This is a genomic window from Thomasclavelia saccharogumia DSM 17460, assembly GCF_000686665.1.
In the GTDB taxonomy this organism is placed as follows: domain Bacteria; phylum Bacillota_I; class Bacilli_A; order Erysipelotrichales; family Coprobacillaceae; genus Thomasclavelia; species Thomasclavelia saccharogumia.
The window spans coordinates 1-16,763 of the sequence record NZ_JMLH01000061.1 but is presented as its reverse complement, the minus strand read 5'-3'; the positions used below and the strand labels follow the sequence as shown (position 1 = coordinate 16,763).

The 16,763-nt window shown below is 27.9% G+C and carries 11 protein-coding genes; all 11 read right to left on the bottom strand.

What is annotated here, in order from left to right:
- Positions 1 to 455: 455 nt before the first annotated feature.
- Positions 456 to 2,279, bottom strand: a complete 1,824-nt coding sequence (locus BR82_RS0111855; protein ID WP_027090362.1) for a DUF2142 domain-containing protein — start codon at positions 2,277 to 2,279, stop codon at positions 456 to 458.
- Positions 2,272 to 2,946 carry a hypothetical protein gene (locus BR82_RS0111850; protein WP_027090361.1) on the bottom strand — a complete coding sequence of 225 codons (675 nt, stop codon included), beginning with the start codon at positions 2,944 to 2,946 and terminating at the stop codon, positions 2,272 to 2,274. The genes BR82_RS0111855 and BR82_RS0111850 overlap by 8 nt, the downstream gene beginning before the upstream one ends.
- Positions 2,947 to 2,957: 11 nt before the next feature.
- Complete coding sequence (locus tag BR82_RS0111845; RefSeq protein WP_034864902.1) at positions 2,958 to 4,895, bottom strand: glycosyltransferase family 2 protein; 1,938 nt, start codon at positions 4,893 to 4,895, stop codon at positions 2,958 to 2,960.
- The gene (locus BR82_RS15795; RefSeq protein WP_034864900.1) at positions 4,895 to 7,054 is read right to left on the bottom strand and encodes a glycosyltransferase family 2 protein; all 2,160 of its coding nucleotides are present in this window, start codon (positions 7,052 to 7,054) and stop codon (positions 4,895 to 4,897) included. Before BR82_RS15795 ends, BR82_RS0111845 begins: the two co-directional genes overlap by 1 nt.
- Position 7,055: 1 nt before the next feature.
- On the bottom strand, positions 7,056 to 7,838 hold the full coding sequence (locus BR82_RS0111835; RefSeq protein ID WP_027090359.1) for an ABC transporter permease: 783 nt from the start codon (positions 7,836 to 7,838) through the stop codon (positions 7,056 to 7,058).
- 4 nt (positions 7,839 to 7,842) lie between these two features.
- On the bottom strand, positions 7,843 to 8,970 hold the full coding sequence (locus BR82_RS0111830; RefSeq protein ID WP_027090358.1) for an ABC transporter ATP-binding protein: 1,128 nt from the start codon (positions 8,968 to 8,970) through the stop codon (positions 7,843 to 7,845).
- Between the two features lie 227 nt (positions 8,971 to 9,197).
- Complete coding sequence (locus BR82_RS15790) at positions 9,198 to 10,385, bottom strand: glycosyltransferase family 2 protein (protein ID WP_034864898.1); 1,188 nt, start codon at positions 10,383 to 10,385, stop codon at positions 9,198 to 9,200.
- Positions 10,386 to 10,393: 8 nt separating this feature from the next.
- A complete protein-coding gene (locus BR82_RS0111820; protein WP_027090357.1) occupies positions 10,394 to 11,563 on the bottom strand; it encodes a nucleotide sugar dehydrogenase in 1,170 nt (389 codons plus the stop codon).
- Positions 11,564 to 11,692: 129 nt separating this feature from the next.
- The gene (locus tag BR82_RS0111815) at positions 11,693 to 13,057 is read right to left on the bottom strand and encodes a sugar transferase (RefSeq protein WP_027090356.1); all 1,365 of its coding nucleotides are present in this window, start codon (positions 13,055 to 13,057) and stop codon (positions 11,693 to 11,695) included.
- Positions 13,058 to 13,302: 245 nt separating this feature from the next.
- Positions 13,303 to 15,423: a L,D-transpeptidase family protein gene (locus tag BR82_RS16425; protein ID WP_051592824.1), complete on the bottom strand. Its 2,121-nt coding sequence runs from the start codon at positions 15,421 to 15,423 to the stop codon at positions 13,303 to 13,305.
- 289 nt (positions 15,424 to 15,712) lie between these two features.
- Positions 15,713 to 16,763: Ig-like domain-containing protein (locus BR82_RS15780; RefSeq protein ID WP_084300823.1), on the bottom strand; the 1,051-nt coding region annotated here is incomplete at its 5' end.

The following is a 16,763-nucleotide window of genomic DNA, read 5'->3' as shown; positions in this document are numbered from 1 at the left end:
GAATAAAAAAATTTCTGGTCCCGCAAAGACCAGAAAGATCATATGAACGTGCTATAAAACCCAAATCATGTCAACCGTTAAATTATAGAACGTCCTGACATGAATTATTATAACACGTTATTTTAGAATAACAATAAAATTTTTTGAGCTAGATGCTAGTTCTTTTTAAGTATATCTAAAATCCATATTTTTATATTTTTATTTATGAATAACAGAAAAGATGGCTGTTTTTACTTTAACAACCATCTTATCTTAATTCAATGATTTTTCATTTTCTCTTAACTTAATACCATTGTATAAATTCAGGCCTTTTTAACTTTTCAAAAGAAAGATTTAATAAATTTTTCATAAACTATTACACCTCTATTTATTAAATTGACTAATCATCAACAAAAACATATTAACATATAGAAATTAGCAGTTAGAATTTTAAAATTTCTAACTGCTATAATATTTTATATTGCAAAAGGAAGTATCATCATATTATAGACTGATAAAAATATAACAAATATTAATACTATAGATATAAATGAATATTCTTTATCTTCGGCAACTGAAATAAATTTAATACGTGGTAATAGTACAATAAATATCGGAAGTAACAGTGGCAAAAAATATCTACTTTGAACTCCTTCAACCTTTGAATTTCCCACCTCTGTAAATGTTAGATACATTGCTCCATAAATCATTGCACATATTATTAGGATTAAAATTGATATAATTATTCTTTCTTTTCCCTTTATTTTAATAAACTCTCTACCATTTGTTAAAAAAATATACAATAGAGTTATAAATAAAATCATTTGTATAGTAAAATCTGGTGATCCTAAATATGCAAAAAAGACATACATAGATGGACTAATCAAATTTGAATAAATTCCATTATAAATGTTACTAATACACATTTGAACAAAACCAATAGGATGACTTAATATACTAGACAACTGTCCTGAAAAACTAGTATTTCCTCCCCTAACATCTCCGCCCATACTTCCTGTCATCATAGGTGCTATATATGTATAGCTTAACAGTATGAATACTCCTATAATACTTAATTTAAATAAATTCTTTTGTTTATTATTTTCAAATTTTTCTTTTGGTAATAACAATAATAATAGTACCAATACTCCATAAATAGCTTTAGCAAAAGTAGCTAAAATAATTGGAAATAAAAATATGGCTAATTCTTTTTTTGTAATTAATTTTTCTCTATCATAATACATATTCATAAATGTTACTGTTGACAATAATAAAGTAGATATCATTATACCATCAAGCGAATAATTGCTAGCTAAAAATATTGAACTAGGTATAATACTTATTCCAAATACTATTTTTCTTCCAATTTTTGCTTTTTTTATTGCAAAAAAACACATTAAATCATAGAATAATAGATTAGCTAATTTACCTAAGCAAAAAGTAGCTGTAAATGGTAAATTCATTATATCACCTAATCTTATTCCTACCCCAGCAACTAAATATGGAACATCACTATATGGTATAAACTTAGATTTAACGCCATTTTCTCCTTCGGTCATCTCTTTAGAATCTAAATAGTGATTTAATTCTTTATTTGTCTCTGCACTTAATGGAAATGAGTGTGGTGGTAATTCAGTAACATAATAAAATGCATTTGTATAACTAACCGTACTAAGTGAGCTGTTTCTATACGAATTTTGCATATGAATCTGATCATCAGGAGCAATATTACCTAAAGTTGGCTCACTGGCAATAATTAATCCCCCCATAGATAGAATTATCATAAATGATAAAATGTGTAATTTGCTTACTATGTTTCTTTTATTATAAATCACATAGTATATCAATAAAAACAAGACACTAAAACCAACTGCTCGTACATATGAATATGTATAATCATTTATAATTGATATATTTGTTATATCATCTGTTTCAATATCCGATATCTCAATAGATTTTATATCTTTATTAATAGTTAATACATATTCATCTAAACCTCTTAATAAACTAATATTTACAACGCCACTATTTTCTTTTTTAAATTCATTATAATAATTATAGTTTATTGTTAAAGGTGCATCTTCTTCAACTTTATAAGATATTTTTAACTTTTTTACAAAATTATCTATATTATTGATTTTTATTTTATCTCCATCTTCTATATATGAAGTATTAATTATCCCCTTACTATCATTATTTAAAAATAAGATTTGATAATTACTAAATAAAAATTCTACTGCTAAAGCTAAGACAACAAGAACTATAGATAATATAAAAATTTTTCCATTTTTTTTATTCATCCTTATTCCTCCTAATATTCAAATTCCATTTATGAAGAGTCGAGAAGGATAACAAAATAATTAATGCAGTAAGTGGATACCATACAAAAGAACGTGATGGATTTTCTCCAATAATTGCATACGCAATACTATCTTCACTTTTTCCTCCATATGAAACTCTCATATTAGTTTGATCCTTGTATTTATAAATTTTTAAAGAATTTGATGTGTCAATATTTTCAGTAGTTATTTCCAATTTTACTTTTTGATCTTTTAAATCACTTATTCCATCTGTCACTAGTGCTAAAAAAGTAAAATCATTTATTAAATCATAACTGTAACTATTAGACCATAGCACTGTATTGTTTTCATCTTTTAATTTTATAACTACATTACTATCTTTTAAAGCATCATTTTCCCTTGAAACATATACACCAAATTGATAAATACGATCAATAGGAGAAATTAATTCTAAAGATATATCATTTCCATCATTTACTAAGAAATAATCTTCATTTTCAATACTTTCACTTGATAAACTAAAACCAGCAGAACTATTAATATATCTTGGCTTAATTATCCAAAATATCATTAAAAAAATGCAAAAAAACATTAATATAATTATCATCCATGATAATATTCCATCCTTATTTATCCTATTTCGTATAGAAAATAAATTTTGTATCATACAAATCTCCTTTATATATCCATTCTAAAAGGTATTTCCATTGAGAAATTAAAATTATAATATGGATCATTTTTATTAAATATTTCAGGATGTTTAAGTGCTAATTTTTCTATTTCCGATGATTTCAATACCGAAGTTGCTCTACTATTTTTCATTTCAATTTGCGGAACAAAAACATTTCTATAACCCTTTTCTATAAGATTAAGATTTAAATCATAATAAGTGTAATCTATACTAAATTGTGAATCTAATGGTATAAATTTGCTTTTTTGGATTGCAAACACTTTATTTTCAATAATAGTATAATTGAAAGGAACTAGTAATCTACCATTATAACCATAATCATCTCGATAGGTTGGAATTGTAGCTGGTATTAAAGATGGTTCAGTTGTTAGAATAATCCCGCTTTCTCTTACAATTAATGAATCATCCATAATTTTTGCACCAGCAACCCCGATATTTTCTTGACCTGCATAACCTACTAATAAATCAAGCCAATCAATTGTTAAAATATCACACTTATTATCCATAAACACTATAAATTCAGCTAGCGATTTTTCTACAATTTCATTTATTTTCTTTACATCATCATCGATACAAGTAATACTATAATTTTTATAAGCTGTCATCTGTTCAATAGATTTTAGAATTTGACTTTCTTCATTATAATTATATATAATTATTTCAACCTTTGGCTCCTTATCGAATAAGTACTCAACAAAATAATGAGTACTAATAAAATTATCAATATTAACAAAAATATTCTTTTTCAAAAAATAATCTTCTAATGCTTTTTTTCCAGCTAAAGCTGCATAATTTTTTGCTCCATCTCCACCAACTGCCGTAGAACCTGGGATCATTCTCCAATGATAAAGAATTTTAGGGATATGATGAATCTTACTAGTTTCATTAGTTATTCTTAAAAATAAATCAAAGTCTTGTGCTCCTTCATAACCAACTCTAAAACCACCAATTTTATCTACTATAGATTTTCTTATTACAGAAAAATGACAAATATAATTTCCTCCATATAATGTATCTAAAGCAAAATCTGACTTAAAATGTGGATCACTGCGAACTTCATCCATATCTATTTTATCTTCATCACTATAGATAAAATCAATATCTTTATTTTCGTTTAATGCTTTTACAACTTCACTTAATGCATGTACTTCCAATTTATCATCGTTATCCATAAGTCCAATAAATTCCCCTGTTGCAATTTCTAAAGCTGAATTAGTTGCTCTTGATATATGTCCGTTTTCAGTTCTAAATACAACTTTAATTCTTTCGTCTTTATTCATATAGTATTTTAACGTTTCTATTGTATCTTCTTTTTTTGAACAATCATCAGCGATACAAATTTCAAAATTTTGATATGTTTGATTAAGAATTGAATCTAAACATAAAGCCAGATATTTTCCAGGAACATTATAAACAGGCATTACTATTGAAATTTTAGGATTATATTCAAAAGAATCTTTATCGCAAAAATCTGTATTTCCGTTTAACCAAAGCATATATTTATCAATATCTTTGGGATTAGCTGTTCCTTTGCAATATTTCTTTTGTTCTTCTTTTAATGGATCCTTTACACTTCCTTTTGTACTAACCTTTTGCAATCTAGCTAATGCTCTACTTTTATAATTACCTTGAGGTTTTAATTTTTGTTTTACTCTACGCATACTTGTAGATAAAATACTTGTTACCTTCACTAATTCTGTATCACATTGAAAATATATATCATATCTTTGCGATTTACCTAAAGAAATTTTATAGTTAAAGGTACTTATTCGGGATCTATATTTTTCAATTTTTTTTTCTATAACTTCGTTATCATTCCCCTTAATAATTATTTCATTTGCAGCATTTTCAACCCATCCTCTTATTACCAATGTTGGATTCAATACCCCACACACTTCACATTCCTCAATTCTGTATCTTAACACTATTTTATCCCTCCTTCTTTACTTCTATCTAACATGTATACTCCCATTTTGCTAAAGTTTTTATTATAGTATGGATCATCTTCTATATATCTACTCCATTTTTCGTACATATAATTGTTTTCTGTAATAAATTGTTTGTATTTTTCGCTAGTAGAATCAAGCCCTCGACTTTTTGATTCATAATGAATCAATTCTACTTGTGGAATAAATAAGTTATAATATCCTGCAGTTAATAATTTTAAATTAAAATCAATATCATTATAAGCAACTTTTAGTTCTTCGTTCAATCCGTTAACTTGATCATATTTTTTTCTTTCTACTGCCAAACACGCTGCAGTTACTGCTGAATAATTATAAGGAATTTTTAATCTACCATAAACACCATCATCATCACGAGGATGACTAATAAATGCATGAGCAGCAACTGCACCGCCTAAGCCTAATAAAACTCCACCATGCTGAATTGTCATATCTGGATATAATAGTTTTGGTCCTACTGCTCCAATATGTGATTGAATAGCATAACCAACCATTATTTTTAACCATTCAGGAGTAATTATCTCTGTATCATTATTTAGTAAAACAATAACATCTGTATCACATGTATTTACTGCTAAATTATTTATTGCAGAATAGTTGAATTCCATATCAGCTTTTACTATTCTAAAATTCTTTTGTTGTTTTTTATACTTTTCAAACAATTCAAAGGACTCTTGTTTCTCACTATTGTTATCAACTAAAACAACTTCGTAATTTTTATAATTTGTTAATTCAAAAACTGATTTTAAACAAACTTCTGTTATTTCAGCAAAATCTCTCATTGGAATAATTATAGACACACTTGGCTCTTTTTCATAATTATATTCTACTTTATAAACAGTACTATTATTAATGCTTTTCACTTTTGCTCCTTGTACATTTCTTCTTTCTAGAGCCTCTTTTATAGCATTAATTCCTTTTTCTACAGCATAACCCTTATTATCTATTGTTACAGCCGTAGAACCTGGGATCATTCTCCAATGATAAAGTATTTTGGGAATATGATAAATATTTTTAGTTTTTTCTGTTATTCTTAAAAATAAATCATGATCTTGAACACCTTCAAAACCTACTCTAAAACCACCAATCTCCTTAACTAAAGAAGTTCTTAAAACCGAAAAATGACATATATAATTTATACCTAATAAAGTATCAGGAGCAAAATCTGATTTAAAATGTGGTTCACATCTTGAACCATGAACATCTAACTTATCTTCATCACTGTAAATAAAATCAGCATTATTATGCTCATTCAATAGTAACACATTTTCATATAAAGCATTAGGTGCGAGAGTATCATCATTATCAACTAAACAAATAAATTCACCGCTTGCCATATCTAATGCATCATTTGTCGCACGTGATATATGTCCGTTTTCTGCTCTTCTCATTATTTTAATTCTATTGTCTTTTGAACTATATTCTTTTAATACCTTTATTGTCTCTTGGTTTGTAGAACAATCATCAACTATACATACTTCAAAATTTTGATATGTTTGATTTAAAATTGAATCCAAACATTCACTTAAATATTGTCTTTTAACATTATAAACAGGTATAAGAATAGACATTAAAGGATTATACTTCAATTTTTTTATCTCAGTATTATCTTCAAATATAGAAATCCATTTGTGATAATCATCCTGTATAAATGGATTCCATAATATTTCTCCTCTTTCCTTTACTCGTCGAACAAATTTTAAAATATATTTTTTCCATAACGCAGGTGGAACAACCATATGATGCTCACGCCATAAAAATCTCATTCCACGTCCAAATACTATAACTGATCTTTTAAAAATAGAGAAAATCTTTCTCAATAAGATTTTAAATTTAAATCGTACAGAAATATCTAATTTATATATTTCTGATATTTTTTCTTCTCTTTCATATTTTATTATAATTTGTCTGCTATTTTTAGGAATAGCGAATTCAATTTGCATATCACCCTCATCAGAAATTATTTTTTCATTAAATTCTATTTTTCCAATATCAGTTGTAACAATAAATTTATCATTATCCTTTACATTAGTAAAAATTACTTTTAAGTATTGAACCTTAATACCAGTAATTTCTTCCTTAACAAACGTTATTGGTTTGTCTGTAGAAGCTCCAGTCATTTTATACCTCCTCAGCAAAACCTTTTTCTAATTTTCTAAATATTGCTAGTCCACCTAAAAAACAGACTATTGCAAATCCAATAACGTATAATACAGCTCCTGTATCAGGTATATGATGATACATAAATAAATCACGATATATAACCATTAAGTGTTTAAATGGATTTAAATTGATTATATTCATTAATGTAGCAGGAAAATTTTTAAAAGTACTTAAATCATACAAAATTGGTGTTCCATAAAAAAGCATATTGACAAAAAATTGAACTATATATTCGGTATCCTTAATATAGACATTTATGGCACTTAGTCCTAAAACTAAACCCATTGTTATAAAATATTGTATAATAGCAAATATTGGGAATAGTACTAAATGCCATGAAATTCCTACTCCACCAAAAATACAAAATAACAACATTATTATTGATGAAATAAAGAAATTAACTAATCCACTAGTGGCTACAGAAATTGGTAATATTTCTCTAGGAAAATAGACTTTTTTAATAATTCCTTCATTTACCCTGATCGTCATAATTCCTTGATTCATAGTAGTAGTAAAAAAATTCCATGGTATAACTCCAAGCACTAAGTAAATTAAATAATTATCAACTGTATTTCTAAATAAGAATGGAAATACTAAAAAATAAACCATGACCATTAATAATGGATTTAAAAATGACCATAATACTCCTAAAATAGAACCTTTATACTTACCTCTTATTTCTTTTTTAATATTAGATTTTAATAATTCTCGATATTGATATAAATTTGTTATTAGCTTCATAATATTACCTACTCTTATCCTTAAAACTTACATGTATACTCTTATTTGCAATTATATTTACTCCATCACTCACTTTTACACAAAGTTCATGACTCCCCACAATACCTTCTGTTGAGACATTAATTTCCCAACCAGCATTAGCATTCATACTAGCTCCTCCATTAGCTTCTTGATAATGCATTAAAACATCATTTCGTTTATGTCTCTTGGCTCTACCAATATACTTATTATCTAAATAAATATCAACATTTGTATTAAATGTGTTACTTACTTCCCAACCAGATACAACTATATTACTACTGTTATCCTTTACTTCTCCTTCAATCGGTGTTTCAACTGTTAAAATACAATTAATAGTCTCAGGTTGATAATCTTTAACTTGACTTGCATGATCTTTTACAACCTGATCTAAATATTGATCAATTACTAAATTAGGTACCCCATCTGCTTTTATTTCACCCTTATAAATCCAAATTGCTCGTGTACATAATTTTCTAATCATATCTAAACTATGAGAAACAATCACGATTGTTTTATCACTATCTCTTAACTCTTTTAATTTAGCAAAACATTTATCTTGAAAATGTTGATCTCCTACTGCTAAGATTTCATCAATTAATAATATTTCAGCGTCTACATTAATGGCAACCGAAAAAGCTAAACGCATATACATCCCTGATGAATATGTTCTTACGGGATTATCAATAAAACTTCCTAATTCAGAAAATTCAATAATGTCATCAATTCTTTTTTCTATATCTGCTCTAGTTAATCCAAAAATAGATGCATTAAAATATATATTTTCTCTTCCAGTAAAATCAGGATGAAATCCAGCACCCAGTTCTAATAAAGATGTTAATTTACCTGATGTTTCTAATGTTCCTTTTGTAGGATAGAGTATTTTTGTCATCAATTTTAATAATGTAGATTTACCACTACCGTTTGTTCCTACTAAAGCCACCGTATCACCTTTTTTTATATCTAAATTAATATTTTTTAAAACATGATGCCATTTAGGTTTTTCTCTATTCCAAAAAACTAATCGTTCTTTTAATGTAGTTGGCTTATCAAAAACAAGTTTAAAATCTTTACTCATATTTCTAACTTCTATTGCATTTTGTATATTTTCCATATTATCCACCTTTTTAATATAAATATATTATTCCCATTTTCAAGATTGAATTTTACTGTATTTTTCACCAAATTGTCAACTTTACATACAACAAGATTATCATAATAAATAAAACACCGATTTTCATTCATTATAATATCATAAATTAGTCTTAAAAACACTATTATATTTCATACTAGTAAGAGCTATCTTCTGATAGCTCTTACTAACTATTTTAATTATCTAAACTATTTATGAAAAATTTTTATAAACTTTCTTAATGGTTCAGTTAATCTCCAAGAAGATGAATTTAAAATTTTCTTTAATTCTAAGTTTATTTTTTCGATTTCAGTTTTATAAAAATCAAGATATTCTTTATTTTCTTTAATTTTTATTTCTAATCCTCTTTTTTCAGTTTCTAAATTTTCTAAAGTCTTTTTTACCACTGTATCATATAAACTAGAATTCCTGTACAATTTATAATATTCACATAAATTAAAGTTATAGTTTTTTTCCAAAAGTTCTAATGCCCCTTCTTTATGTAATAATATCTCAAACGCTTCTAAACCTAACCATCTCATATTTGTTGACTTAACAGAATTTAAAAGTAGATATGCTTTTTCTATTTCAAGTTCAAGACTCGTTTTTGAATTATAATTAACAAAATCTTCACCAAAAAAATTAATAAATTCTTCATCTGTCATATCATTAAAAAAGTTTCTTTTAATCATAGTATGTACATTAAAAAAAGCAATTTCGCTACTTAAATCATTACCACTAATTTTACTCTCCGAATCAGTCCAACGATAATATGTTAATTTTTCATCTAATATATGTATTGGAAACTTCCTCAACATTCGTGTCCATAACTCAAAATCTTGAGCTGGTACATAAGATATATTATAATACTTCCCTATTTGCTCTAATGCTGATTTTCTCATCAAAACAGAGGGATTACATAGACAATTTCCATTTTCAAAAAAATAATGCAGCCATTCTTTTTGTCCTTTATTTTCTTCTAACGTAAACAAATCATATATACTTTTTTCATCTGTTTGATTTCCATCATCATCTATGATATGAACCCTTGTAAAACAAGCACCATATTCAATATTAGCATTCATAAATGCAACTTGTTTTTCTAATTTTTCTCTTGCCCATTGATCATCACTATCTATTCGTGCTATATAGTCACCTGTAGCCATAGCAAAGCCAATATTAACTGTATAGGCAACATGTCTATTTTTGTTGGAGTAATATTTAATTATTCTTTTATCGCTAAATGAATCAATAATTTGTCTAGAATTATCGCTTGAAAAATCATCTATAATAATTAATTCAAAATCAACAAATGTTTGATCCAAAACACTTTGAATTGAATCCTTGATATATCTTTCACCATTATGGTTAGGCATTATTATACTTACTTTTGGCATATTTTTGTTTAGTCCCTTTCATATAAATCTCTTGTGTATACTTTTTCTTTAACATCTTCTATTTCAGCACTCATTCTATTTGCTACAATCACATTGCTCATTTTTTTAAAGTATTCTATATCATCAATTACTTTACTGTTATTAAAAAATTTTTCTTTATATGTTGGTTCATATACTACTACTTCTACTCCCTTAGCCTTTATTCTCTTCATAATTCCTTGAATTGATGAAGCTCTGTAATTATCACTACCTACTTTCATTGTTAAACGATAAATTCCTACAACATCAGGTTTTCTATCAATTATCATCTGCGCAATATGATCCTTTCTTGTCCTATTACTTTCCACAATAGCACTAATTAAATTTTCTGGCACATCTCTATAATTTGCTTTTAATTGTTTTGTATCTTTAGGAAGACAATATCCCCCATATCCAAATGATGGATTGTTATAATGTTTTCCTATTCTTGGATCTAATCCTACTCCTTCAATAATATCTTTCGTATTCAACCCTCTTACTTCAGCATAAGTATCAAGTTCATTGAAATATGATACTCTCATTGCAAGATATGTATTTGCAAATAATTTAATTGCCTCTGCTTCTGTATTTCCTGTAAACAACATTGGAACATCCTTTTTAATTGCTCCCTCTTTTAGTAGATTTGCAAATGTTTTAGCTCTTTCACTTCTTTCACCTACTACTATTCTAGAAGGATATAAATTATCATATAATGCTTTTCCTTCTCTTAAAAATTCTGGTGAAAATATAACATTATCTATCTCATATTTTTTCTTTATATCTTCGGTATACCCTACTGGTACCGTCGATTTAATAATTATTACTACATTAGGATTAATTTCTAACACCGATTCAATTGTTTTTTCTACAGAAGAAGTGTCAAAATAATTCTTTTTTTCATCATAATTAGTTGGTGTACTGATTACTACATACTCTGCTTTTTTCAAAGCAACTTCTTTATCAAGAGTAGCCTTTAAATTTAAATCTTTTGTTTTAAAATACTTTTCAATTTCTTTATCTTTAATAGGTGATATACGATTATTAATCATATCAATTTTTTCTTTAATAATATCTAATGCTACAACCGCATTATTTTGTGCAAGTAACACAGCTAATGATAGTCCTACATACCCAGTTCCTACAATAGTTATATTTTTCATGATTTTTCACCATCCTATAAATTAATTTCTTTATTATAGTATTTATCAATTATTTTCACAATGATTTGCCTTTAGCTGCTTATTAATATCATCACTTTAATATTAATATTTGATTTTACCTATAAACTATTAAAGTGACCCTTTTCCATATACTACACTTTTAACAGTTTTATATATGATTGTAAAATCTAACCAAATAGACCAATTATGATAATAATAGTCATCTAATTTACATCTATAACTAAATTCCACATCACTTCTACCATTAGCTTGCCACATCCCCGTAATACCTGGTTTAAGCTGAATAATTGAATCATAGTATTGTCCCATATCCTCTTTTTCACGAGGAAGATATGGCCTAGGCCCTATAAAACTCATTTCACCTTTTAATACATTTATGAATTGTGGCCATTCATCTAAAGATGTTTTTCTTAAAAAATGACCTACTTCAGTAATTCTAGGATCATTTTTCAATTTCTTATTGGTCAAATATTCTTCTTTGATCTTTGGGTCTTCTGCCATCATTTTTTCCAACGCATCTTCAGCGTTTGGAATCATTGATCTAAATTTATATATCTTTATTAATTTACCATTTTTACCAATTCTTTCTTGTGAAAACATTATATTATCATTATCTCCACTTTTTATGTATTTATATTTAACAAATGCCATCAGTGGCAATAACATAATAACACCAACTATTCCTACTATAATATCAATAAAGCGTTTAAAAATTCGATCTAATAAAGACATTTTATCATTTGATGTGGCAATTAATAATTGCCCATCAAAATCTTGAACTTCTGATGAAAAAGTCATTGTTCCATTTACATTTGGCAAGTATTTAACAGCTTCTACTTTACCATAGATATCACTCATTACTTTATCTAATACTTGCTGATTTGCTTCTGGTAAAGCAATAATTATCTGTTCTATTTTTAAATTATCAATAGCTTCATCTATTTTACTATAGTCATAAACATGACTATGCTTAATCGTATTATCTTGTTTAAAGCCATATAATTCATCAGTTTTATTTACATCTACATATCCTTTAACATCTGTTAAAGCAAAGCGATTATTATTAGATATTTTACCCAATCTAGCCGCTTCATATCCTGTACCAATAACTAATGTTCTTCGTGCAAACTGTTCTCTAAAGGCTATTCTTAAAAATCTCGAAGCTAACAAACTAATCAAAAACATTGAAATAACCATCAAGGTTAAATGCATTCTTCTTTCATATCCTGTTGATTTAGGTACTAATACCAGTAAAGCTATGTAAAAACAAAAGCTAGATTTAACAAGTTGTTTGATTTCATTCCATATCAAACAAGTATTTAAAGAATAATGTCCGTAGATAAATAAGAATAAAAAATATAATGTTCCTGAACCAATGATCAAATCATTGTCCATATTAAAATATAAACAGATAAAATAATACATCACTATTTCTATTGCAAATAACATAAATGGCATTATTTTTCTATTCATAATCTCACCTCAACATTCATAGAACAATTATACCCTATTATCCTAATTATTTCTATCTTTTATCGTTTGGTTACATCTATTTGATATTGAATTATAAATAATGAGATATAATCTTTCAAATTAACATTTACTTTTTATAAAAATAAAGAACAAGTAAAATACAATCACTTGTTCGATATCTTTATTATTATAAATATTTTAGTTTAAAAAACAATTGTCAATTCATCATGAACAATTATATTTTTTTAAATATTTGGGTCTGTAGGATCCCAAGTCTGATTAAGTGGTAATTTTTGAGCACTCGGTTTACTCAATGGATCACTTCCACCCACAATAATATCAACTCTTGTACCAAGAACACAGTTATCATAGATCCATTTAGCATCTCCACATGTTAATCTTACACAACCATGTGAACACGTTGTTCCAAGCTGATTATACATTCTAGGTGACAAAGTATATATGTTCATCTTATTATACGGTACTGAATGAAACAATATACTACCTACAATTCTTGTTGAATATTGCCCATAACTTGGGCCCACCAACTCTCTCCAACGATATTTTGCCGGCGTATAAAATGTTCCTATAGGAGTATCATTACCAACAGAACAGACAAATCTTTTGAATGCTATAGTATATTCACCAGTTCCATCTTGAGTTAATACTGTTACAACATTACTTCCTTTATTAACTCTTAACACGTAAGAAGAACGTACACCCAATAAACCTTCTGCATCTTCATATAATCTTCCATTTGCATCATAACATATTTTATATCCATTTTTTTCTATAAACGAAACTGATCTTCTCACACCGTTATTTAAAATACTAACACCCTTAGGACACAATTTCAATTCGATTGCTTCTACTCTAAAACTTCCACCAACAGTACCAGCAATTTGATCATTTTTAGCCCAATCTAACCAGCCTAACTCTTGAACATGAACACGATAATATATATCATAATAATTAGAAATTTCTCCAGTTAATCTAATTTTTACTGCTTCTATCCTTTTTGAACTTTCAGTAATTCCACAAATTTCTCCATCAGAAACATAGTCTAACCAGCCATAATCTTGAATATGACTGCTATATTGAATATTACCATTATATTCATTTTCACCTAAGCTGATTTTTAACGCTTCTATTCTTCTTTCTTGTCCTACTGTACCACTTGTACTTCCATTTGTTTTTAAATCCATCCAACCATAATCCTGGACATAAGAAATGTAATTAACATTTCCCATCCCAACAAATGGACGACTAGTATTACCTGGAGCAGGATTATTTTTTTCTATTAACTTTATCTCTATTGCTTCTATTCTATAACTAAATGTCTCTGTTCCTGCTTTTTCATCATTTTTAGCCCAATCTAACCAGCCTAATTCTTGAACATGAACACGATAATATACGTCATAATAATTAGCAATTTCACCAGCAAGTCTTATTTTAACGGCTTCTAATCTTAACTTTTGGCCAACTGTGCCACTTAGAGTTTCATTGCTTCTATAATCTTGCCACCCAATATTTTGGATGTGACTACTGTACTCAACATTTCCCTCATATGGTAAATCAGATATATTTACTTTTATACCTTCTACTCTTTTTGATTTTCCAATAGTCCCTGAAGTAGCCCCATCACCAACGTTTTTTAACCAACCCAAATTTTCCACATGTGTTGAATAATAAATTTTACCTGGTGATCTAAACGAGATATTTGTAGATCCAGGTGGATTATCTCCTTTTTTTACAAGTTGTATTTCAATTGCTTCCATACGATAAGCATATGTTTGACTACCAGCTGCTTTACCATTACATGCCCAATCTAACCAGCCATAATTTTGAATATGAACCCGATAATATATATCATAATAATTACTTATTTCTCCAGTTAGTCTAATTTTGATTGCTTCAAGTCGAAGGCTTTTTCCTATTGTTCCACTAGTTACATCATTACTTGCATAATTACTCCAACCAATGTTTTGGATATGTGTTGAATAACTAATACCACCAGATAAACTACCTAAATCTAATTTTATTTTAATAGCCTCTAATCTTTTAGACTTCCCACTTGTTCCTGCTACATTCCCAGCTTCAACATATGTCTGCCAGCCTATATCTTGCACGTGTGTTGAATATAAAATCCTTGGTAAAATACTATCTTGTTCATTAGAATTTTCAATATTTTCTTTTACACCTTGAGATTCTATCTCATTATCATATTCTTTTTCAGACTCAGTTTCCTGCTCTTCTGTTACAACACTATCATTATCTTTTGAATCTGATTCAAGAGCATAAATATTACTAACTATAGTAGTAAAAATTAATACAAGTGTTATAACTATACTCAATAATTTTTTCATTTTTCACCTCCTATTATCATTTTATCATATACCATATATGAAAAATATTTAATATTGTATTTTTATAAATTAAATAATCCTCTATCCTTTTTCACAATAATAACTCAGATAATTAATTTTTTTCTATTATAAAACTAATATCAATGTTTTCAAAAACATTGATATATTTTAAATACACTTTATTTATCTATTTTTAAATTATTCGATTCTTTATTATACTTTAAAATTAAATGATTTATTACTATATAATACACAAAAAGATGACAAGTTGATTACTTGTCATCTGCTTTTATTTTATTATAAAACTTTTTTCTGTACTTCCTGGTGCTTGACCACCTTTTTCCACCAATACAATTTGAATCGCTTCTAATCTCTTTGATAGACCTTCTGTTCCTGCTGATTCTCCATTCTTGGCCCAGCCTAGCCAGTCATAATCCTGTACATGTACTCGATAATAAATATCATATTTATTGGCCATTTCTCCAGTCAATCTTATCTGGACTGCTTCCAATCTCTTTGATTGTCCACTTGTTCCTGATATCGTTCCATTGCTTTGCCAGCCCTGCCAGCCAATATCTTGTACATGGCTTCGATATTGTATCGATCCTGGATAATTTGGGTTTTCTAACGCTATTGTTATTCCTTCGAGTCTCTTTGATTGACCGCTTGTTCCTGATATTTCTCCATCATATTTTGCTTCCTGCCAACCGATATCTTGTACATGTGTACTATAACTTACATAGTGCTGTACAAATGGTTGCCTTGTTTCTCCTGGTGCTTTTCCATCTTTTTCTACCAGTTTTATTTCTATCGCTTCTAAGCGGTAACTATATCCTGCTGTTCCTGCTGCTGACTCTCCATTCTTGGCCCAATCCAACCAGCCAAATTCCTGGGCATGTACTCGATAATAGATATCATAATACTTTTCCATGTCTCCGGTCAATCTTATCTGGATTGCTTCCAATCTCTTTGATTGTCCACTTGTTCCTGATAATGTACCATTACTTTGCCAATCCTGCCAGCCAATATCTTGAATATGAGTGCGATATCTAATACCATCAATATTATTAGTAATATTTATTCTAATTGCTTCTAATCTTTTTGATTGTCCTTCTGTTCCCGAAGTAACACCATCACTTTGCCAGTCCTGCCAGCCGATATCTTCAATATGAGTTTGATATGTGACTGATGGCTTAGAAACCGTTACTCTACAGCTTGCTGTTTTTCCATTACTTGTTTTTACAGTAATCGTTGCTGTTCCTGCACTTTTAGCTGTAATCTTTCCAGTACTGCTTACTGTTGCCACACTGCTGTTACTTGTTGTCCATGTTAGTGTTTTA